Here is a 21,385-nt window from a genome sequence, read left to right as displayed (position 1 = left end):
TGCGACTGCTCGCGCAACCTAACGCGCCCGCGGGTGGGCGCCGGCCCACACCTCGCGCAGGGCATGCACGGTCACCAGCGTGTAGATCTGCGTCGTCGTGACCGAGGCGTGACCGAGCAGCTCCTGCACGACGCGGACATCGGCGCCGCCCTCCAGCAGATGAGTGGCAAAGGAATGCCGCAGCATGTGCGGCGAAACCCCCGACGTGATACCCGCCCGTTCGGCCGCGTCCTGCAGCACCTGCCACGCGCTCTGCCGCGACAACCGCCCGCCGTGCACGTTGAGGAAGATCGCCGGCGTGCCGCGGCCCCGCCGCGCCAGTTCCGGGCGCCCGCGCACCAGGTAGGCCTCCAGCGCCGCCACGGCGGGACGCCCCACCGGCACCAGCCGCTGTTTACCGCCCTTGCCGCGAAGCAGCACCGACCTGGCTGCGGTGTCGATGTCGTCGACGTCCAGCCCGACGGCTTCGGAGATGCGCGATCCGGTGGAGTACAACAACTCCAGCAGTGCACGGTTGCGCAGCGTCAGGGGGCCGTCGGCGGGGCTGTCGCCGCCGGCGCCCTCCAGCAGCGCCAGCACCTCGTCGACCGTGAGGCTCTTGGGGAGTCGGCGCGATGGAGTTGGCGGCCGCACCGCCTGCGCCACGTCCAGTTCGGCAAGCCCTTCGGCGGCGGCAAACCGGTGCAGGCCGCGCACCGCGATCAACGCCCGGGCCGCCGACACCGCCGACAGCGCCGCGGTCCCGGCTTCGGGGTCGCCGCGGCGCAACGCCACCAAGAAGTCGCTGACGTCGTTCTCACCCACTTTCGCCAGATCGTGAATTCCCCGCTCCGCCAGGTGCTTCGAATAGCGTCGCAGGTCGCGGCGATAGGAGCTGAGCGTATTGGCCGAAACACCCCGCTCGATCGTCAGGTGGTCGAAGTAGCCTTGCAGTTGCGACTCCAGCGCCGCCGTCGCCACTAGCGGTCCCTTCGGGCGGTGAACGCCGTCGGCCTGTCGGTCCAGGGGCTGTCGATCGGACGTGGCGTGGCGAACCCGCCGGCGACGGCGTGGGCGGCCAACAGTCCCGCCACGGCAATCGCGTTGACGATTTCGCCGCCGAACACCTTGCGGACGGCGTCGGTGAGGGGGAACCACTGCAACTGCATGTCGGCCTCTTCGTGATGGGCCTCGGGCCGGTCCACCTGGCTCAACCCGGTGGCGAGGTAGACACGCACGGATTCGTCGCTGAAGCCCGGGGTGGAATCGAGGTCCACGAGCACGCGCCACGTGTCGGCCCGCAGTCCGGCCTCCTCCTGCAGTTCCCGGGCGGCCGTCAGGTGCGGCGCCTCCCCCATGACGTCGAGCAATCCGGCGGGCAACTCCCACAGGCGGCGGCCCAATGCGTGCCGGTACTGGTAGACCAACGCGACGTTGCGCCTGTCGTCCAGCGCCACCACGGCCACCGCGCCGAAGTGCTCGACGACCTCCCTGGTGACGACCGTGTCGCCCGGCATCCGCACCTCGTCGCGTCGCAGCGCGAAAATCTTTCCCGTGTAAAGGGTTTCGGATGACGTTGTCTCGAAAACGTGCTCAGCCACGGGACGCGGGCTGGGGAAGCGGGCTTTGCGCACCGTCGTGATGGCTCCCGTTGGGCGCGTGCTCGGAGATGTCCATCGGCAGCAGCTCACCCGCTTTGTAGTCGATGGCCGCGCCGACGAAGGCGACAAACAGTGGGTGCGGGCGGGTCGGTCGGCTCTTCAGCTCGGGATGGGCCTGGGTGCCGACGAGGAATGGGTGCACCTCCGGCGGATATTCGACGAACTCCACCAGGCGGCCATCGGGCGAGGTACCCGAAAAACGCAGACCGCTCTCGGCAATCCGGTCGCGATAGGCGTTGTTGACCTCGTAGCGATGCCGGTGCCGCTCGGAGACCTGAGTGGTGCCGTAGGCCTCGGCCACGAGAGAACCCGGTTCCAGCACCGCCGGATACGCACCCAGGCGCATGGTGCCGCCCAGGTCCGCCTCTCCGGCGACGATGTCGAGCTGGTCGGCCATCGTGGAGATCACGGGATCGGGTGTGCCCGGCTCGAATTCGGCGGAATCCGCCCCGCTGATACCGACAGAGCGGGCGGCTTCGATCACGATGCACTGCAAGCCCAGACACAGCCCCAGCACCGGAAGACCGCGCGTGCGGGCATGGCGGATCGCCCCGATCTTGCCCTCGATGCCGCGGATGCCGAACCCGCCGGGGACCAACACCCCGTGCACGTCGGCCAGCGCGTGCGCGGCACCGGCGGGGGTCTCGCACTCGTCGGACGCCACCCAGTCCATCTCGACCTTCGCGTAGTGTTTGAACCCGCCGGCGCGTAGTGCCTCGGCGACCGACAGGTACGCGTCGGAGAGCTCGACATACTTGCCCACCAGAGCGATTCGCACGGTGTCGTGCGGTTCGTGCACTCTGCGCAGCAGGTCGTCCCACTCGGTCCAGTCGACATCGCGGAACGGCAGATGGAGCCTGCGCACCACGAACGCGTCGAGTTCCTCGCGGTGCAACACCTTCGGGATGTCGTAGATCGACGGTGCGTCGGGGGTCGAGATCACCCCGTCGATGTCGACGTCACACATCAGTGCGATCTTGTTCTTCAGCGCTTCCGGGACGTCGCGGTCGCAGCGCAGGATCAGCGCGTCGGGCGTGATGCCGATGCTGCGCAACGCGGCCACCGAATGCTGGGTCGGCTTGGTCTTCAACTCTCCCGAGGGGGCCAGGTAGGGCACCAGCGAGACGTGCAGGAAGAACACGTTCTCCCGCCCGAGGTCGTGGCGGACCTGCCGAACCGCCTCGAGGAATGGCAGTGACTCGATGTCACCCACCGTGCCGCCGATCTCGGTGATGACGACGTCCGGGCGGTGTCCGTCGGCGCCGGGCGCGGCCATCGCCAGGATGCGCCGCTTGATCTCGTCGGTGATGTGCGGGATCACCTGCACGGTGTCGCCGAGATATTCGCCGCGCCGCTCCTTGGCGATCACACTCGAATAGACCTGCCCGGTCGTGACATTCGCCGAGCCGGACAGGTCGCGGTCCAAGAACCGCTCGTAGTGGCCGACATCGAGGTCGGTTTCGGCGCCGTCCTCGGTGACGAAGACCTCGCCGTGCTGGAACGGGTTCATCGTGCCCGGGTCGACGTTGAGGTAAGGGTCGAGCTTCTGCATCATCACGTGCAACCCGCGGGCGGTGAGCAACTGGCCCAGGCTGCTCGCAGTCAAGCCCTTGCCGAGCGAGGAGGCGACGCCACCGCTGACGAAGAGGTGCTTCGTGGCGGTTTGCGGATGCTTACGCAAGAGGCGACCTCCGTGAAGACGGGCAGGGCTTGGGGATTTCCAGCTTCGACTAGATGGGCCTGCCGACCCACGGAAACCCACCCTAACACCCGGCACCCCGCGGTGCCGCGAACACGCCCGAGGGGACGTGCCTACTGAGGAACGGTGACCGAGGTTGCCCCATGGCCGGTACCGTACTGCCCCACGTGGCCGCCGTTGATCAGGTCGTGCAGGCCCAGGATCGCCGTGATCCTTCCCGGTGCGGTGTCCACGTCGTCGACGGTACTGACCACCGACGACATGGCGGCGTCGGCGCGGGTCACGGCGACCGCAGCTCCGCCCGTCGCCGACCCGTCGCGACCGGCGAGCAGCGTTCCCGAACCGTGCGGTGCCAGCGCCGCGGAGAACCGCGCCACGCTGACCCCATGATTGCCGGCGTCCTGCGGAAGCGCGCCGCCGGTCACCACGAGCGCCCCGTTTGCCGCCCCGAGGTGATCGGCCGGCTGATAGGTGATGAATCCGGTGTCCCGCAGCGACGCCAGCACGGCGTCGCGCTCGGGGTCCTGAACTTGTTGGACATCCGGGTTGGCGTTGATCAACAGCGCGATGCCCAGTAGGTCGCCGGCTTGTGAGCCCTGGTCGACGAGCTTGGTGCTCAATTGCTGGCCGGCGGGCAGGACCGAGGAGTGCACCACCGTCGCCAGCTTCTCGGCGGAGTTGGCGTCGACGAACTCCTGGGTCAGCGACACCGTACCGGTGACCGCACCCCCGGACTCGCCGACGAACTTCGACACGGCCGCCACGTCGTCATCCTTGGCGTCCGGGGTCCGGAACACCACCACCGACTTCCCGCCCAGTACGTCGCGCACGATCCGTCCCGCCAGTTGAGCATCGAAAGCGTTGGCTGCGCCGAGCTTTTGGGTCAGCGCATTCTTCTGGTCGTTGAGTCCGCTTATCTGTGTGTACAGATCGCGCTTCTCGTCACGCAGGCTGGACAACAGGGTGTCGGACAAAAAACCCGAACCCAACACCACACCGACGGCCAGCGCCAGGAATACCGCGGCCAGCGAGAGCGCGTGTTGGCGCAACGAGATCATCTAGGTCATCCACTTCTGCACCATGAGAATCAGGTGGTTCCAGTACTCGGCGATCCAGTGCAGCACCACGGCGTCGGTGCGCGACACCCACAGGGCGACGACGATGGCGATCAGCATCGTGAGCGCCAGCAGCGCGATGGCGCCGCCGGAGATGTTGTGTCGGTACAGGGTGGCAACGGCTTTGGCGTCCACCACCTTCTCCCCCACCCGTAGCCTGGTCAGGAAGGTCGACGGGTTGCTCTGCGCGCGCGTCCGGTCGAAGAACGTCTCGATGTTGGCGGTGTGTCCCGCCGTCACCAGCAGCGCGGCGCCGTGGTGATCGGCCAGCAGCAGCGCCAGATCGACCGCCGAGCCCGCCGCCGGGAAGGTCATCGCCCCCACGCCGAGGTCCTGGATCCGCTCCAGACCTGGCGCGTGACCGTCGGCGTCGGCGGGCAGCACGACCTGGGCACCGCACTTGAGGGCCTCGGCGCCGATGTGATCGGGATCCCCGACGATGAGCTGCGGACGATAGCCGGCCTTGCGCAAGACATCCGCGCCGCTGCCGACGCCGATGAGCACCGGCTGATACTCCTTGATGAACGGCTTGAGCGAGCGCAGGTCGTCTTCGGCGCTGGGCTCGTCGGCGACGATCACCACGTGGCGGCGGCGCAGGTCGACGTCGACGTCGGGGATGCCGATACCGTCGATGAGCAACGGGCTCTCGCTCTTGATGAACTCGATCGTGTTGCCGGCGAACGCCTCCAAATGCGCCGCCAGACCGCTCTTGGCCTCCCGCATCAGTTCGGCGATGTCGTGGTCGGTGCGTTCGGTCCCGCGGACCAGCCGGCGGTCGCCCGCGTACACCCCGCCTTCGTACAGGCGGATCTTGGCGCCGTCCTTGACCTTCTTGAAGATGTCCGGGCCGGTGTCGTCGATCAGGGTGACTCCGTTGTTGACGAGCACCTCGGGCCCCATGTTCGGGTAGCGGCCCGACACCGAGGGCGATGCGTTGACGACCGCGGCGATGTCGGCTTCCACCAGGGCGTCGGCGGTGATGCGGTCCAGATCCAGAATGTCGAGCACCACGATGTCGCCGGGGCACACCCGGCGCAGCAAGCGGTCGATGTTCCGGTCGACCCGGGCGGTGCCGGTCAGGCCCGGACGGGAGGTATTACGCGAGAGCAGCCCTGACATCTTCATGGGCCGATTCTGTCGGCGAAGCACTGCCGGAGCGTGGAGGCGCGCCGTAACATCAGCACCATTAGTCAACTAGAGTCACAACTGTCACAGGCTGATGACGAGCGGGCATCGATGCCGTTGCGCGACGGTGCGCAACGGTGGGCGGCGGGCGCCTCAGACATCGTGTGCCTCAGATGTCGCGCTGGGCCGCGTCGAGCAGTTCGCGCGCGTGTGCGCGGCCGCTGTCGGATTCCCCCAGCCCGGCCAGCATCCGCGCCAGCTCGGCGACCCGCTCGTCGCCGGTGACGCCTTGCACCGAACTCGCGCCTTGCGCGCTGTGCACCACCAGATGCACGTCCGCGTATGCGGCGACCTGCGGCAGGTGCGTCACCACGATGACCTGATGGGTGCGCGCCAGCCGGGCCAGCCGCCGCCCGATCTGCACCGCGGCCCGGCCGCCGACGCCGGCGTCGACCTCGTCGAACACCATCGTCAGACCGGAGGCCGCGGCCGCCAGCACCACCTCCAGCGCCAGCATCACCCGCGACAGCTCGCCGCCGGACGCGCTCTTGGCCAGCGGCAGCACCATCATGCCCCGGTGCGCCGCGAAGCCGAACTCGACGGCGTCGACGCCGTCGCCGCCCGCCTTGGCCAGCTCCCCGGAGGGCAACGTGAGCGCGGTGGAGTCCTCGGGATCCGCTGCGTCGGTGGTGACGTCGATGGTGAACTCGGCGTCGCCCATCGCCAGGCCAGCCAGCTCCGCGGTCACCTCCTTGGCCAGCCGCTTGGCCGCCTTGCGCCGCGCCTTCCCGAGCTCGACTGCCGCATGAGCTAATTCGCGCTCCAGTTCGTCGACCCGGGAGGCCAAAGCCGCCAATCCCTCCTCGGAGGTGTCCAGTTGGGCGAGCCGCTCACGCGCTTCGCGCGCCCAACCCAGCACCCCGTCGATGTCGGCGGCGTACTTGCGGGTCAACGAGCGCAGTTCGGCCTGCCGGGCGAGCTTGGATTCCAGCGCACTGGCGTCCATGGGCAGCGCGTCCAGGAAGCCGCCCAGTTCGCGGGCGACCTCGGCGACCGTCCTCAGCGCGTCGACGACCTGCCCGGCCAGCGTCCGCAGCGTCGCGTCGTCCACCGACTCCAGGGCTGTTCTCGCCCGCCCCAGGCAATCGGAGGCGCACGGAGCGGACCCGTCCGCGTCGTCGGGCGCCCCGGCCAGCGCCGCGCGCGCACCGGCCGCAGCCTCGCGCAGCGCGTCCAGCTCGGAGAGCCGCACGATGCCGGCGACCAGCGCGTCGTCCTCGCCGGGTTGGGGGTCGGCCGCGTCGATCTCGGTGAGCGCGAACTTCAGCCGGTCGGCTTCCTGCGCCAGTTCGCGGGCCCGGCCGCGCCGGTCGATCAGGTCGCGCCGCGCCGACAGCCAGGCATCACGCAGCTTGCGGTAGCGCTCGCACGCCGGCGCGGTCCCCGCGAAGCGGTCCAGCGCGGCGCGCTGCTGTTCGGGACGCATCAGCCGTAACTGGTCGTTCTGCCCGTGCAGGGTCAGCAGCTCGGTGGTGAAGCCGCTCAGCGTCTTGGCCGGCACGCTGCGGCCGCCGAGGTAGGCGCGCGAGGGCCCCTCGCGGCTGACCGAGCGCAATGCGATGACGCTGCCGTCCTCGTCGCGCTCCGCCCCCGACGCGTCCAGCATCCCGTCGAGGCGGGTGGTCACCGCGTCGTCGAGATCTTTTGTGGTGAAACGTCCCTCGACCACCGCGCGATCGGCTCCGGACCGCACCCGGCTGGGGTCGGCTCGGGCGCCGCCCAACAGGTGCAACCCGGTGACCACCATGGTCTTGCCGGTGCCGGTCTCGCCGGTGAGCACCGTGAGGCCACGGTCGAACTCGGCGGTGGCCACGCCGATGGCGCCCAGCGACTCGATCCGAATCTCGGTCAGCACCGGCGATTACTTCCCGCGCCACCCGGTTACCGGCAACCGGAACTTGCGCACTAACCGGTCGGTGAACGGCGCACTGTCCAGGCGCGCCCACCGAACCGGGGTGGCGCAGCGGCTGACCTCCAGCCGGCTGCCGGCCGGCACCGGCATTTCGCGGCGGCCGTCGCAGAACACCAGGGCGTCGTGCCCGTCTCCTTCGATCTCGATGGCCACCATCGCATCCGGACTGATGACCATGGGCCGGGCGAACAACGCGTGGGCGTTGTTGGGCACCACCAGGATTGCCTCGAGGTCCGGCCACAGCACCGGGCCGCCGGCGGAGAAGGCATAGGCGGTGGACCCGGTCGGCGTCGACACCAACACCCCGTCGCAGCCGAACGCCGACACCGGGCGTCCCTCGATCTCGACGACCACCCCGAGCACACCGAGCCGCGGACCTCTTTCCAGGCTCATCTCGTTGAGAGCCCACTCCCGACGGAGGACCCGGCCGCCCTGGTTCACGACGACGTCGAGGGTCAGGCGTTCCTCCACCTGATAGTTGCGCGTGACGACGCAGTCCAGCACCCGATCGATGGCCTCGGCCTCGGCCTCGGCCAAGAATCCGATCCTGCCCAGGTTGACCCCCAGCACCGGAACCCCGGCGTTTTTCGCCAGCTCGGCCGCCCGCAAGAAGGTGCCGTCGCCGCCGAGGACCAGCACCAGCTCGCATCCCTCGGCCGCGTGCGGGTCGGTCTCGACGACCTCGATCTCGACGCCCATCGCCCGCATCTCGCCGGGAGCCAGGTGCAGCGAGCCCCTGTCGACGGCCTCAGTGGAGAGTAAGCGCACCGCAATGCCGTTGTCGCCCAATACCTTCACTATCCGACGAGCGGTCTCTGTCGCCTCGTCGCGCCCGGTGTGGACCACCAGCAGGACGGTGCGGGGCACGCTCGGTTGACCACTCATCGCGGGCCCTCCGCCACGGCGCGGCGCACGGCGTCGCCCAACTCGTCTCCCGCCAGCGCCCGATCGGTCTCGGCGCGCAGCCACACGAAGTATTCGACGTTACCCGAGGGGCCCGGCAGCGGGCTGGCCGCGACGCCGACCGTCTGCCACCCCAGCTCCCGAGCGCTCCGCGCGACGGCCAGCACCGAGTCGGCGCGCAAGTCGGGATCGCGCACCACCCCGCCGGCGCCCACCTGGCCCTTGCCCACCTCAAACTGCGGCTTCACCATGGGAACGATATCCGCGCCCGGCCACGCGCACCGAACCAGCGCGGGCAGCACGGTGGCCAGCGAGATGAACGACAGGTCGGCCACCACCAGGTCGGCAGGCCCGCCGATCGCCTCGGGCGTCAGGTCGCGGACGTTGGTCCGCTCGACGACGACCACCCGGGGGTCGCTGCGCAGCGACCAGGCCAGCTGCCCGTATCCCACGTCGGCGGCGACCACCCAGGCGGCCCCGCGGTCCAGCAGCACCTCGGTGAACCCGCCCGTCGACGCCCCGGCGTCCAGGCAGCGGCGGCCCGCCGCGGATATCCCGAACGCGTCCAGCGCGCCGATGAGTTTGTGCGCCCCGCGCGACACCCAGCCACGATCGCCGTCGGCGACGGTCAGCTTGGCGGTGAGGGCGACCGCGGTGCCGGCTTTGCGGGCGGGCAGTCCGTCGATACTGACCTTCCCGGCGCCGATCAACTCCGCGGCCTGCTGTCGCGACCGGGCGAGGCCGCGCCGCACCAGTTCGGCGTCAACGCGGGCACGGCGCGCCACCCCACTAGCCGTTCTCGGCCGACTCCAGCGCGGCCAGCAGCACGTCGTGCGCCTCGGAAAGACGGCGCGCTACGTCCTCGAGCTCGGCCAGAGACGGCCCGTCCGCTGAGGTTTCGGAATTCTCGGGGTCGGGGAGCCCGGCGAGCAGAGTGTCGATTTCGGCGCGAATGCGGTCAGGGTGGATGTCCATCGCGTCTCTAGGCTAGTCACCCCTCAGCCGGGGTGCAGCAACGACCAGTGTTGCAGGGCGTCGCGGGCCCGCTCGTCGCCGGCCCTGATGTGCGTCGGGGCGGCCGGAGCACCCCACACCGCGCCGGCCACCGCGCGCACGACCGCCAGCCCGTCTCCCTGCGCGTGGCCGTCGCCGTCGGCACTCACGGTCAGCGCCGTGCCGGTGACCTCCACGCGCCAGCCGGGTTGCGGGCCCACCGCGAGCGACTCGGCGCTGCAATGCAGGGAGCGCAAGTCGTGGCCGAGGTAGGTGGGGCGGTGAACGGCTTCGGCGAACACCGCGTCCCGCGCGGTGCTGACCCCGCTGAGCACCATCAGGCTGGGTAGCCCGGCGGCGTTGGCGCCCTCGATGTCGGTGTCCAGCCTGTCCCCCACCACCAGCGGCGCGCGAAACTCGCCGCGGGCCACCGCGTCGGTCAGCAGCCGCGGCGCCGGTTTGCCGGCGACCTGTGGGTCGGCGCCGGTCGCCGCTCGCAGCGCGGCGACCATGGACCCGTTGCCGGGCAACAGTCCCCGTTCGGTGGGCAACGTGGGATCGAGGTTGGCCGCCACCCACAACGCGCCGGCCCGGATCGCCTGGGCGGCCTCGGCCAGGTGCGGCCAGCCGACGGTCAGGGACAGTCCCTGCACGACGGCGACGGGGTGATCGTCGTAGCGGCGCACCGGACGCAGCCCGGCCGCAGCGACCTCGTCGGCCAACGCGTCGGTGCCCACGATCAGCACCGGGGAGCCCGGCGGCAGCTGATCGGCCACCAGCCGCGCGGCGCTCTGGGCGCTGGTGGCGACGTCGCCGGGGGCGGCCGCGAAGCCGAGATCGCCGAGGTGCGCCGCGACCTCCGCGGCGCTGCGGGACGCGTTGTTGGTGACGAAGAACGTGCGGCTGCGCACCGCGGCGAGCGCCTGCACCGCGCCCTCGGTGGGGCTGCGACCACGAAACGCCGTACCGTCCAGGTCGAGCAGCAGGCAGTCGTAGTCCTGCGCGATGGTCGTCATGTCAGGCGAGCTCGCCGACCCGGTCCTCGGCGTCGGTGACACCCTCGACGTCGGCACCCGCGCAACGCAGGAACCACTGCAGCGCCTCGTCCCTGCGGTCCAGCGCGAGCAGCGTATCGGCGTAGGCGTAGAACAACCGCGCCGCGGTGGGGCCTTTGCGCGCCGGATCCAGCTGCGGCGTGGACAGCACGGTCAGCGCCTGCTCGAGCTGCCCGAGATCGGCACGCGCGCCGGCGGCGACGATGCGCAGTTCGTCGGCGTCATCGCCGCTGAGCCCCGCGGCCTCGGGCCCGCGCGCCAGCTCGATCGCGCGTTCCGGGCGGCCCAGTCCGCGTTCGCAATCGGCCATCAGTGCCAGCAACGACGATGCGCTGCCCATCCTGCGGGCGGCGCGCAGCTCCGACAACGCCTGGGCCCAGTCGCCGCACTGATAGGCGGCGATGCCGACGGCTTCGCGAACCGCGGCGATCCTGCTGGAGCGGGCCCGCGCTGCGCGTGCGTGACCGAGCGCCGCCTCCGGATCCTCATCCAGCAGTGCGCCGGCGGCGACCAGGTGGCGGGCGATTACGTCGGCGGTCGCCCGATCCAGGGTGCTCAGCTCGCGGCGGATCTCGGGAGCCAGCTGGCGGGCATCCACGTCGGTGGGGATGGCGGGTGCGTCGTGCGGCGCGCAGTCGCCACGGCATTGATGGCCGTCGGCACTCTTGGCCTGGGCGGGACGGGCCCGGCCGGGCCCCGCCCAGGCCCCCGATGCCGGGCGCGGGCGCCGCTCCCTGCCGGGTTGCTGCCTGTCGTCGACCACGCTGCCGAGAATACGGGGCCGCCCCGACCCGACTAGGACTGCAGCCGGTTCGACAGCAGCGGTGCCATCATCGCCGGACAGTACGTCGCGACCGCGACGACGGCGAACTTGCCCGCGACGGGATAGGACATGCCGGTATCCTCGGCCATCCTGGCCACCACGGCGTCGAACGACCCGCCGGGGGAGAACAACGACGGGCACACCGACTGACCCAGCGCCTGGGTGGTGGCCGGCTGGGAGTAGGCGATGCCGTTGTTGGTCAGCGCCGACAGGAAAGTAGTACCCAGCATGTCGGCGCGGGTGGGCGCCGCCACCGTTGCGGCCAGGGCAACCAGCGCCGTAGCCAGTCCCAGGAACCGCACCAGGGTCAATTGCGCACGCGTCGGCCAAGTCATCGTGACAACTTTGGCCAACGCGGATCACAACCAAGGCGCGGTGGGGTAAAGGTTTGCACGCCGCCGCGTTTTGCGGTCGCGGACCGTTCTCGCCGCGTACTAAAGCTTCTCGACTCCGGCGATGTTGCGCTTGCCGCGGCGAAGCACCAACCAACGACCGTGCAGGAAATCCGAGGCCTCCGGTGCCCACTGGTCGCTCTCGATGCGGACATTGTTGACCGAGACGCCGCCTTCGCTGATCGTGCGGCGGGCGGCCTTCCTGCTCTCGGACAGGCCACTGGCCACCAGGAGGTCGACGATGCCGTCGGGAACGCCGGCCCCGAGTTCGGCCACCGCCGTCTCGCGCAGCGCGGCCGTCAGCGTCGGTTCATCCAGGCGCTCAAGCTCACCGTGCCCGAACAGCGCCCCGCTGGCGTGCTCGACGGCCTCGGCGGCCGCCTCGCCGTGCACCAGGACGGTCAGCTCGCGGGCCAGCCGTCGCTGCGCGGCGCGTTGGTGCGGGCGCACAGCGGTGGCCTGCTCCAGCTCGGCCAGCTCGTCGGCCGCCAGGAAGGTGAACCACCGCAGGTAGCGGATCACGTCGGCGTCGGCGGTGTTCACGAAGTACTGGTACCAGGCATAGGGGGTGGTCATCTCCGGGTCCAGCCACAGGCTGCCGCCGCCGGTGGATTTGCCGAACTTGGTGCCGTCAGAGGCGGTCACCAGCGGGACCGTCAGCGCGTGCACGGACGCACCCAGCTTCTGGCGGACCAGCCGGACCCCGGCGATGATGTTGCCCCATTGGTCGGAGCCGCCGATCTGCAGCGTGCAGCCGTGGCGCCGGTGCAGTTCGACGTAGTCGTTGGCCTGCAGCAGCATGTAGCTGAACTCGGTGTAGGAGATGCCCTCGCCCTCCAGGCGCCGGCGGATGGTGTCGCGATCGAGCATCACGTTGACCGAGAAGTGTTTGCCCAGGTCGCGCAGGAACTCGATCGCCGACAGCCGGCTGGTCCAATCCAGGTTGTTGACGACGATGGCGCCAGTCGGGGCGTCGCCGAAATCCACGAACCGCTCCAGTTGACCGCCGATGCGCTCGGTCCACTGAGCGACGGTGTCAGCCTCGTTGAGGCTGCGCTCGCCAACCTCACGCGGGTCGCCGATCATGCCGGTCGCTCCGCCGGCCAGCACAATGGGTCGGTGCCCCGCGCGCTGGAACCGTCGCAGCGCCAACAGCGGCACCAGATGTCCGGCGTGCAGGCTGGGCGCGGTCGGGTCGAAGCCGGCGTAGACCGTCAGCGGCCCGCGTTGCGCTTCGGCGGCCAGCGCATCGAGGTCGGTGGACTGCGCGATCAACCCGCGCCAGCGCAGCTCGTCGAGGATCATGACGCCGATTTTTCCAGTGCGCGTCGGGCTAGTCGTCGGCGCCCGGCGCCGGCGCCCGCGGGCTGCGGCGGTAGGCCGACACCTCCGGCCGGTCGGCGAGCCACAGGCGCCACGGCCGGTCGGCCGCCTGACTGATCCCCACGCGCGGGCCCGCGACAACCGCGTCCACCGGCCCGCCGAGCGTCAGCCGCACCGGGGCGGCCGGGTCGAACACATCGATCCCGTTGTGGGACATGTCGATTCCCAACGCCGAACACAGATTGCCCGGGCCGCGCGCCAGCGCGGTCTCGCGCACCGACTCGCCCCGCCGCGACCGGACTGCGGACAGGCCGTCCTCGATGGCGGCGGCCCTCAGCAAGACGGCCGCGGCGGTGCCGTCCGGCCCGCACGAGACGTTGGCGCAGACGTGGACCCCATGGCTGCGGTAGGTGTAGAGCCGCCCGGGTGGACCGAACATGACGGCGTTGCGGGCGCTGCGCCCGCGGTAGGAGTGGGCGGCGGCGTCCGGCCAGGGGCCCTCGGGTACTCCTCCGTAGGCCTCGACCTCGACGACCGTGGCGCGCACGCCCCGGCAGGCGATGGTGGCGCCGAGCAACCGGTGCGCGGCTTCGACCGGGTCGACCAACAGCCGGCGTGCAGCCACCCGTCGAAAATACCGGCACCACGAACATGGCAGGATCCCGGTGTCTCAAGGACGTCAGGGCAAAAGAATGGAGCCCACCTCATGCACGCGATCGACCCTGCCGCAACGGCGTGGCTCCTCGCCAGCACCGCCCTGGTCCTGCTGATGACGCCGGGCCTGGCCATCTTCTACGGCGGCATGGCCCGCACGACCGGGGTGCTCAACATGATCATGATGAGCTTCATCGCCATACCGCTGGTCACGGTGGCATGGCTGCTGGTCGGCTATACGCTCGCGTTCTCCGACGATGCAGCCGCCGGGCTGGTCGGCAACCTCGAACACGTCGGGATGGCCGGCATCACCCCCGGCACCGCCCATGGCGCGGTGCCGGAACTGCTCTTTGCCACATTTCAGTTGACGTTCGCGATCATCACCGCCGCGCTGGTCAGCGGCGCGATCGCCGACCGAGCCAAATTCGCCGCCTGGATGATGTTCGTCCCGGCGTGGGCGATCCTCGTGTATTCGGTTGTGGCCCACTGGGTGTGGGGACCAGGTGGCTGGCTGACCAAGCTGGGGGTGCTCGACTACGCGGGCGGCCTGGTCGTCGAGATCGTCTCGGGTTCCTCCGCGCTGGCGCTGGCGCTGGCGCTGGGGCCCCGCCTCGGCTTCAAGAAGGACGCCATGCGGCCGCACAACCTGCCCCTGGTCATGCTCGGTGTCGGGCTGCTGTGGTTCGGCTGGTTCGGCTTCAACGCCGGTTCGGCGCTGGCCGCCAACGGCACCGCCGCGGCCATCTTCCTCAACACGCTCGTCGCCGGCTGCCTGGGCATGCTCGGCTGGCTCTCGGTCGAACAGTTCCGCGACGGCAGGCCCACCACCTTCGGCGCGGCGTCCGGAGTGGTCGCCGGCCTGGTGGCCATCACCCCGTCGTGCGGCACCGTGGACACGCTCGGCGCGGCGGTCGTCGGACTCGCCGCCGGCTTCGTGTGCTCGTTCGCAGTGGGCGCCAAATTCCGATTCTCCTACGACGATTCGCTCGACGTGGTCGGTGTGCACTTCGTCGGAGGTGTCGTCGGCGTGTCCTTGATCGGGCTGCTTGCCACGTCGGTCATGACGTCGGGCCCGCGGGGCCTGTTGTACGGGGGCGGCTTCACCCAGCTCGGCAAGCAGTCGCTCGCGATCGTCGTCGTCGCTGCCTACGCGTTCGGCGTGTCGTTCGTGCTGGCCACGCTGATCGATCGGGTGATGGGCTTCCGGCTCAGCGCCGAAGACGAGACCACCGGTGTCGACCTGACGCAGCACGCCGAAACCGCCTACGCCGAGGGCGTGCACGGGCACCTGCCATTGCGCCGACCGGGTTTCGACGAGCGCTGAGCCTCTCAGAAACTCGTCGCATCGCAGTTGGCGGGGATGGTGATGGCGCCTGTCTCACCGGGGATCTGCCGGGCGGGCTTGCGCCGTGAGCCGGGCGTGCTCGTCGTCGTCGACGTCGCGGGCCTCGTCGATCAGCAGCACCGGGATGCCGTCCTCGATGCGGTAGGCCCGGCGCAGCCGCGGGTTGTAGAGCAACTCGCCCCCCGCGTCCCGGGAGACCAGCAGCAGCGGGCCCCGGTCTGCCGGGCACACCAGAATGCGCAGCAGTTCATCGTCGATCATCACGCCTCGCCACTCATCTCGGCTCGGACCCCCGGAGTCAGTCGGCGGAATTGTCCGGTGTCGGTATCGAAACACCACACCTGACGCCCAGGCTTGGGGATGCCGGCCGCGCGCAGGGCCCCGACGCTGGGACGGAAGCTGGCGCTCAGCGTCAGTTGCGCGACCACGTGCACGACGTCGGGCCCCAGCCCGACGGCAATCCGATCGACGGCTTCGGTCAGGTCGGCCGCGGTGATGGTGGCCCCGGGCAGCAGCGTCACCGCCGAGACCGCGACCTGCCTGTCCCCGACCGGCACATCGTAGGTGACCGCCAGGTCGACGCCGTTGATGCCGCCCAGCGCATCGGTGACCGGTTCGGCATAGACCAGACCGCGCGCGGTGCGCACCACCGAGCCGCGCCGGCCCATCAGCCAGTAGTCGCCGTCCTCGTCGCGACGGAACAGGTATTCGGTGGAGATCCAGGTGTCGCCGGCGGCGAACACCCCCCGCTTGACCGACGCAGTGGGGTCGATCGGCCCGTTGGATGCCGCGAGCAGCACCCCCACCTGATTGACCTCGGCGGTCTGCACGAAGCCGCGCTCGTTCTCCAGGATCAGGTCGCCTTCGGTGTCATAGGCCCCCAGTTCGATCCGCCCGGCGCCGGGCAGCGGGCGGCCTTTGCTGCCGATCTTGGCGCCCGACACGTTGGCCAGGACGGCATGCCCGTCGGTGGTCGCGAAGAACTCCACCACGCGGGCGGGGGCGAAGGAGTCGAGGACACGCGCCCACAACCCGGTCGGCATGCCCGAGCCGATGAACAGCCGCACCGGGTGGTTGCCGTGCAGCACGAACGCCGGGTCGTCGACGACTTCGCGCAGCATCGCCCACGTGTAGGACACCACAGTGACGCCGTACTGGCGCACCTCGCGGATGAACCGCTCGGGGTCCAGGCCCCGTGACAACGCGATCCGCGTGCCGCCCACCACCGCGCCGCCGAGACTGACCAGCAGCGCCGACTCGTGGTGCAGCGGGGTCAGACAGTACACGGTGTCGCGGCGGTTCAAGGTGGCCGTGGACGCGGTGCCGAACGCCGAAACCGCCCAGCGGTAGTTGGTGATGTGCTTGGCGACCAGCTCGCCGCCGACGGCGGTGAACGCGACGAACGCCAGGTCGCGGGCCAGTCCCGGGTTGGGCCGGTACCAGGCCGGCAGCTCGACGACGTCGGGGTCGATGCGCTCCATGTCGATGACGTCGGCGCCCTCAGGGGGGTGCAGGTCGCGGGTTTCCCCGCCGCCGAGCACCAGCACCTGCCCGGTCGTCTGCGGCCCGGTGGCGAGCACCGCGTCCAGGTTGGTGGGGTCGGTCAGGATTTCCGACACTCCCCCGAGGTGCGCCGAGGCGGCCAAATCGGCGTCGGCGCGCATCACCACGGCAACCGCGCCCAGCCGGGACAGCGCGACGATAGCGACCAGCGCGCTGGGCCGCGTCTCCATCACCACGCCCACCCGGTCGCCCTGCCGTACTCCGACGTCGATGAGGCCGCGCACGACGTTGTCGATCCGCCGGTTCACCGCCTCGTAGGTGTGCACCCGCCCGTCGAACAACAGGAATTCGCCCTGGGGCGCGGCGGAGGCCTGCTCCTCGATGATGCGGCCCAGCGAGATCCGGGTGTGATCGTTGATCTGACCGAGCCGGGCCAATCGCGGCAACGTCCTGACCGTCTCGACGGCCAGCGTGCGCAGGGACTTGTTGGCTGTCACGACCGCCTCGGCCGTACCGCGCGCCATCGCCAGCGCCGCCCCGGAGACTTCCCCGATGCCGTGGGCGAGCCGCGAACTCAACGCCACCCCGCTGTCGGTGCGCTGTCCGGGCTGATCGGCCATCACCTCGATGCCGGCCGGTTTGTCGCCACCGGCAGAAAGCCACTTCACCCATTCGGCGACCGTGGGCCAGCTCTGCTGCGCCGCCTTGCTCCCCACCACCAGGCCGAAATGTCCTGTGCGGATGATGCATTCGTAGACTTCGGCGTTCGGGGCCGCGCGGCGGATGCCGCGCACCGACGCGGGCTGGCCGATGTCGTCGACTTCCCCGACGAACGCCAGCACCGGGCAGGTGATGTCGGTGAGCGTGACCATCTGCCCGTTGATCGCGAAACCGCCGGTCATCATCCGGTTGTGCGCGATGAACTGCTTGAGCAGCTCGGAGACGGCGGGGCCCGACCAGGCGATCCAGCCCTCGGATTCGAGGAATCTGCGCTGATGTTCGCGCGGCAGCAGCGCCTCCCTGTCGTGCAGCTGGCGCACGAAGTCGAGGCGGGCTTTGGCGGTCTTGAGCGGGTCGAGCATCTGAAACCCTGTGCGCGCCAACCAACTTGGAATGTCCAGCCAGCTGAAGACATGGTCGGCCATGAAATTGGCGGCCGCGGCGCCCAGATTCGGCGGGATGTTCATCGGCAAGGCGGCCAGGATGTCCACCGGGGAGCCGAAGGCGACGATGCCGGCGATGTTCTTCGAACGCCGGTAGGCCGCGGTCTGGTAACAGAACATGCCGCCCTGCGAATACCCGACCAGGTGCACATCGCTGCCGGTGGAGTCCCGGACGGTGTCGATGGCCTGGCTGAGCGCCACGATGTGGTCGGCGAGGTTGCGCCGCATGCCGCCTTCGACCTTGTCGGGCGAGCCGAAGTCGATCACCCACGGGTCCAGCCCGTTGGCGTGCAGGATTCCCACCGCGCCTTCGTCACGAGTGACGTCCCACATGTCCGCCGACATCATCATCGGGTGCACCATCAGCACCGGCGGACCCACGTGCCCCTGCCCAAGCCGGCTGTCCGGGGGGAAATAGCGCCGAAGCTTGTACATCGGCACGCTCTCGACGATCTGCGAGGGCGACGGGACGCTGCCGGTATCCAGGCCTCCGAGTCGTAGGACCTCCAGCCCGTTCTGCGCGGTGGCGACCAGGCGCCCAACCGGCCGTGTGATCACCGACAAGTTCAGATCCACCCATGCTCCCTGATTCTCGACAGCCTGGACATCATGGCACATGAGCACCTTTTGCGTCCCTGATCAGGCTATTCGCAGGCCGGCTGCGACGGTGTGGGTGCCCGGCGTCGGCGTCCAGCTAAGGTCGTCCCGGTGGCGCACCTGTTGGGGGCCGAGGCCGTACACCTGGAATATCCGACTCACGTGGTCTTCGAGTCGGTCACGCTCGGCGTCAACGACGGCGCGCGCATCGGCATCGTCGGACGAAACGGGGACGGCAAGTCCAGCCTGCTCGCCCTGCTGACCGCAGAACTGCGGCCGGACTCGGGTCGGGTCACCGCCCGCACCGGGCTGCGGGTGGGAGCCGTGAGCCAGGCCGACACCCTGGACCCGAACCGGACCGTGGGCTGGACCCTCGTCGGCGACCAGGCCGAACACCAGTGGGCGGGCGAGCCGCGGGTCCGCGACGTCGTCGCAGGCCTGGTGGCCGACATCGGGTGGGACGCGCGGGTGGGCACCCTCAGCGGAGGGCAGCGACGTCGAGTGCAGCTGGCCCGGCTGCTAGTCGGCGAATGGGACGTGATCGCCCTCGACGAGCCGACGAATCACCTCGACATCGAAGGCATCAGCTGGCTGGCCGAGCATCTGCGGCAGCGCTGGGCCCGCAACACCGGCGGCCTGTTGCTGGTCACCCACGACCGCTGGTTCCTCGACGAGGTCGTGACGACGACATGGGAAGTGCACGACGGCGTCGTCGAACCCTTCGACGGCGGGTACGCGGCCTACGTGCTGCAGCGCGTCGAGCGCGACCGGCTGGCTGCGGGCGCCGAGGCCAAGCGGCAGAACCTGATGCGCAAGGAACTGGCCTGGCTGCGCCGGGGTCCGCAGGCGCGGACCTCGAAGCCCAAATTCCGCATCGAGGCCGCCAACCAGCTCATATCCGACGTGCCACCGCTGCGCAACACCGTCGAATTGGCCAAGTTGGCGAGCACCCGGCTGGGTAAGGACGTCATCGACCTTCTCGACGTCTCGGTTTCGTTCGGAGGCCGTCCGGTGCTGCGTGATATCGAATGGCGGATCGGCCCGGGCGAGCGCACCGGCATCCTCGGCGCCAACGGTGCGGGCAAGTCGACGCTGCTGGGCTTGATCGCCGGCACCGTCCGGCCCGACAGCGGGCGCGTCAAGCGCGGGAAAACTGTGCGCCTGGCCGTGCTCGACCAGCAGGGCGAGATGCTGTCCCCGATGGCCGGGGACCGGATCGCCGATGTGCTGGGCCGGCTGCGCGGCGGCTACCAGGTCGACGACCGCGAGGTCACCCCGACACAGCTGCTCGAGCGGCTCGGGTTCGGCGGGCGCATGCCTCAAGGCCAGCTCTCGGCACGTGTCGGCGAACTGTCCGGCGGCCAGCGGCGACGGCTGCAGCTGATGCTCACGCTGTTGTCCGAGCCGAACGTGCTGTTGCTCGACGAGCCCACCAACGACGTCGACACCGACATGCTCACCGCCACCGAGGACTTGCTCGACTCCTGGGCGGGCACGTTGATCGTCGTGTCGCACGACCGCTATCTGCTGGAACGAGTCACCGATCAGCAGTACGCGATCCTCGACGGCCGGCTGCGGCATCTGCCCGGCGGCATCGACGACTACCTCCAGCTGGCGGCCCGGCGAACCGCTGCGGCCGCAGCCGGCCCGCAGGCGATATCCGGATCCGGGCCGGCGGCCGTCTCGGGCGCCGGGGCCGGGATGTCCGGGGCCGAGCGGCGTGCCGCCGAGAAAGAGCTGGCGTCGATCGACCGCCAACTGGCGCGCCTGGCCGAACGGATCGCGACCAAACATCTCGAACTCGCCGAACACGACCAGTCCGACCACGTCGGACTGGTCGGACTGACCCGGGAACTGCGCGGCCTGGAAGGCGACGTCGCCACCACCGAGGCACGCTGGCTGGAGCTCTCGGAGATGCTCGAACAGTCCTCGCCGTGACCTCGAGGTCAGCGGGCAGGAGGGCGCCCGCAGGTCAGTGCCAGCGCAGCAACACCAGCTCGGAACAGAATCCTGGTCCCATCGCGAGCATCAGCCCGGGGCTTTCGCTGGGCGGCGGCTTGGCGATGGTGTCACGCAGGATGTGCAGCACCGAGGCCGACGAGAGGTTGGCGATCTCCCCCAGCGAGCGCCACGTCAACTCCAGCGCCTCGGGCGGCAGTTCGAGGCTCTTGGTGATCGCGTTGAGGACCTTGGGGCCGCCGGGATGGGTGACCCACGCGCCGATGTCGTCCTTGGTCAACTCGTGCGCGGCGAGGAACCCGGTGACGTCGTCGGCGAGATACCGGTCGATGAGTGTCGGCAGCTCCGGGGACAGCACCAGTTGGAAGCCGGCGGAACTGACGTTCCAGCCCATGATGTCCAGCGAGTCCGGGTACAGGCGGCTGCGTGAGTCGACGATGTCCGGACCGCTGGCGCGGACCTGTGTGTCGCGCTGTGCCCGGCGCTCACCGACGGCCACCACCGCGGCCGCGCCGTCACCGAAGAGCGCGCTCCCGACCAGGCCCGACACGGTCGGTTTGCACGCCGGATACGTCAGCGAGCACAGCTCCACCGACAGCAAGACGGCGACATCGTCGGGCGCGCCGCGCAGATAGTCGTGCAGTCGGCCCACACCGGCAGCACCGGCCGCGCAGCCGAGGCCGAACAACGGCATCCGGCGTACATCGGGTCGCAGTCCGAGCCGCCCGGCGATCCGGGCATCCAGCGACGGCACCGCGACGCCGGTCACTGTCGTGGTGGCGATCATGTTGATGTCCTGGGGCTTCAGGCCCGCCTCGTCCAGCGCACCCAGCAGAGCCTGGCAGCCCAATTCGACCGCGTTGTCGATGAAAATCTCGTTCGCCTCACCGAAGTCGGTCAGCGACGCGTACCTTTCCAGCGGAAGCACGAGGTGCCGGGAGTTGACCTTCGCTGCGGCGTGCAGGCGCCGCACGATTTCCTCATGTTCTTTCAGCCCGGGGAATTCGACGAACTGGTCGGTGATCTCGCTCTGGCTGTACCTGTTCGACGGCAATGCCCCGAATACGCCCGCGATGACGCTCAATTTCTCTACCTCCGGTGCCCCCACCATGAAGATCCCCGTA

The 21,385-nt window shown here is 69.9% G+C and carries 19 protein-coding genes; 2 read left to right on the top strand and 17 right to left on the bottom strand.

All coding sequences use genetic code 11. The annotated features are described in order from the left end of the window. Positions 1–18: 18 nt before the first annotated feature. From xerD to ACOJVU_RS07800, 14 genes are all read right to left on the bottom strand, one after another. Positions 19–960 carry a site-specific tyrosine recombinase XerD gene (gene xerD, locus ACOJVU_RS07865; RefSeq protein WP_421529254.1) on the bottom strand — a complete coding sequence of 314 codons (942 nt, stop codon included), beginning with the start codon at positions 958–960 and terminating at the stop codon, positions 19–21. Beyond that, the gene (locus ACOJVU_RS07860; protein ID WP_421529253.1) at positions 960–1,580 is read right to left on the bottom strand and encodes an NUDIX domain-containing protein; all 621 of its coding nucleotides are present in this window, start codon (positions 1,578–1,580) and stop codon (positions 960–962) included. The genes xerD and ACOJVU_RS07860 overlap by 1 nt, the downstream gene beginning before the upstream one ends. Further along, positions 1,573–3,321, bottom strand: coding sequence for a CTP synthase (locus ACOJVU_RS07855; protein WP_421529252.1), 1,749 nt, complete (start codon positions 3,319–3,321; stop codon positions 1,573–1,575). The genes ACOJVU_RS07860 and ACOJVU_RS07855 overlap by 8 nt, the downstream gene beginning before the upstream one ends. 131 nt (positions 3,322–3,452) lie before the next feature. After that, positions 3,453–4,397 carry a copper transporter gene (locus ACOJVU_RS07850; protein ID WP_421529251.1) on the bottom strand — a complete coding sequence of 315 codons (945 nt, stop codon included), beginning with the start codon at positions 4,395–4,397 and terminating at the stop codon, positions 3,453–3,455. After that, positions 4,398–5,579 carry a putative cytokinetic ring protein SteA gene (gene steA, locus ACOJVU_RS07845; RefSeq protein WP_421529250.1) on the bottom strand — a complete coding sequence of 394 codons (1,182 nt, stop codon included), beginning with the start codon at positions 5,577–5,579 and terminating at the stop codon, positions 4,398–4,400. Between the two features lie 169 nt (positions 5,580–5,748). Next, the gene (recN, locus tag ACOJVU_RS07840) at positions 5,749–7,494 is read right to left on the bottom strand and encodes a DNA repair protein RecN (RefSeq protein WP_421529249.1); all 1,746 of its coding nucleotides are present in this window, start codon (positions 7,492–7,494) and stop codon (positions 5,749–5,751) included. Between the two features lie 6 nt (positions 7,495–7,500). Next, positions 7,501–8,436, bottom strand: coding sequence for an NAD kinase (locus ACOJVU_RS07835; protein WP_421529248.1), 936 nt, complete (start codon positions 8,434–8,436; stop codon positions 7,501–7,503). Then, the gene (locus ACOJVU_RS07830) at positions 8,433–9,239 is read right to left on the bottom strand and encodes a TlyA family RNA methyltransferase (RefSeq protein WP_421529247.1); all 807 of its coding nucleotides are present in this window, start codon (positions 9,237–9,239) and stop codon (positions 8,433–8,435) included. The genes ACOJVU_RS07835 and ACOJVU_RS07830 overlap by 4 nt, the downstream gene beginning before the upstream one ends. Before the next feature lie 4 nt (positions 9,240–9,243). After that, positions 9,244–9,429, bottom strand: a complete 186-nt coding sequence (locus ACOJVU_RS07825) for a hypothetical protein (protein WP_421529246.1) — start codon at positions 9,427–9,429, stop codon at positions 9,244–9,246. Positions 9,430–9,452: 23 nt separating this feature from the next. Next, positions 9,453–10,463: an HAD-IIA family hydrolase gene (locus ACOJVU_RS07820; protein ID WP_421529245.1), complete on the bottom strand. Its 1,011-nt coding sequence runs from the start codon at positions 10,461–10,463 to the stop codon at positions 9,453–9,455. A gap of 1 nt (position 10,464) precedes the next feature. Beyond that, positions 10,465–11,265 carry a tetratricopeptide repeat protein gene (locus ACOJVU_RS07815; RefSeq protein ID WP_421529244.1) on the bottom strand — a complete coding sequence of 267 codons (801 nt, stop codon included), beginning with the start codon at positions 11,263–11,265 and terminating at the stop codon, positions 10,465–10,467. Positions 11,266–11,297: 32 nt separating this feature from the next. Continuing rightward, positions 11,298–11,660 carry a DUF732 domain-containing protein gene (locus ACOJVU_RS07810; RefSeq protein WP_421529243.1) on the bottom strand — a complete coding sequence of 121 codons (363 nt, stop codon included), beginning with the start codon at positions 11,658–11,660 and terminating at the stop codon, positions 11,298–11,300. A gap of 99 nt (positions 11,661–11,759) precedes the next feature. After that, positions 11,760–13,031, bottom strand: coding sequence for a tyrosine--tRNA ligase (gene tyrS / locus ACOJVU_RS07805; protein WP_421529262.1), 1,272 nt, complete (start codon positions 13,029–13,031; stop codon positions 11,760–11,762). A 19-nt stretch (positions 13,032–13,050) separates the two neighbouring features. After that, entirely contained in the window at positions 13,051–13,665 is a 615-nt protein-coding gene (locus ACOJVU_RS07800; protein ID WP_421529242.1) for a DNA-3-methyladenine glycosylase, read from the bottom strand. Between the two features lie 81 nt (positions 13,666–13,746). On the opposite strand from ACOJVU_RS07800, the gene ACOJVU_RS07795 reads away from it, so the two are divergent. Then, positions 13,747–15,018 carry an ammonium transporter gene (locus ACOJVU_RS07795; protein ID WP_421529241.1) on the top strand — a complete coding sequence of 424 codons (1,272 nt, stop codon included), beginning with the start codon at positions 13,747–13,749 and terminating at the stop codon, positions 15,016–15,018. A gap of 54 nt (positions 15,019–15,072) precedes the next feature. Here ACOJVU_RS07795 and ACOJVU_RS07790 read toward each other — a convergent pair whose 3' ends face one another. Next, positions 15,073–15,300: a Trm112 family protein gene (locus ACOJVU_RS07790; protein WP_421529240.1), complete on the bottom strand. Its 228-nt coding sequence runs from the start codon at positions 15,298–15,300 to the stop codon at positions 15,073–15,075. Beyond that, positions 15,300–18,323, bottom strand: a complete 3,024-nt coding sequence (locus ACOJVU_RS07785; RefSeq protein ID WP_421529239.1) for an acyl-CoA synthetase — start codon at positions 18,321–18,323, stop codon at positions 15,300–15,302. The genes ACOJVU_RS07790 and ACOJVU_RS07785 overlap by 1 nt, the downstream gene beginning before the upstream one ends. A gap of 90 nt (positions 18,324–18,413) precedes the next feature. Between ACOJVU_RS07785 and ACOJVU_RS07780 the strand changes: the two genes are divergently transcribed. Then, positions 18,414–20,240 carry an ABC-F family ATP-binding cassette domain-containing protein gene (locus ACOJVU_RS07780; protein ID WP_421529238.1) on the top strand — a complete coding sequence of 609 codons (1,827 nt, stop codon included), beginning with the start codon at positions 18,414–18,416 and terminating at the stop codon, positions 20,238–20,240. Between the two features lie 34 nt (positions 20,241–20,274). Here ACOJVU_RS07780 and ACOJVU_RS07775 read toward each other — a convergent pair whose 3' ends face one another. Further along, positions 20,275–21,345, bottom strand: a complete 1,071-nt coding sequence (locus ACOJVU_RS07775) for a type III polyketide synthase (RefSeq protein WP_421529261.1) — start codon at positions 21,343–21,345, stop codon at positions 20,275–20,277. Positions 21,346–21,385 lie beyond the last annotated feature (40 nt).

This window comes from Mycobacterium sp. THU-M104, from assembly GCF_049197365.1.
Lineage (GTDB): Bacteria > Actinomycetota > Actinomycetes > Mycobacteriales > Mycobacteriaceae > Mycobacterium.
The sequence above is the reverse complement of the archived record's forward strand: the minus strand, read 5'-3'. Positions and strand labels throughout refer to the sequence as shown.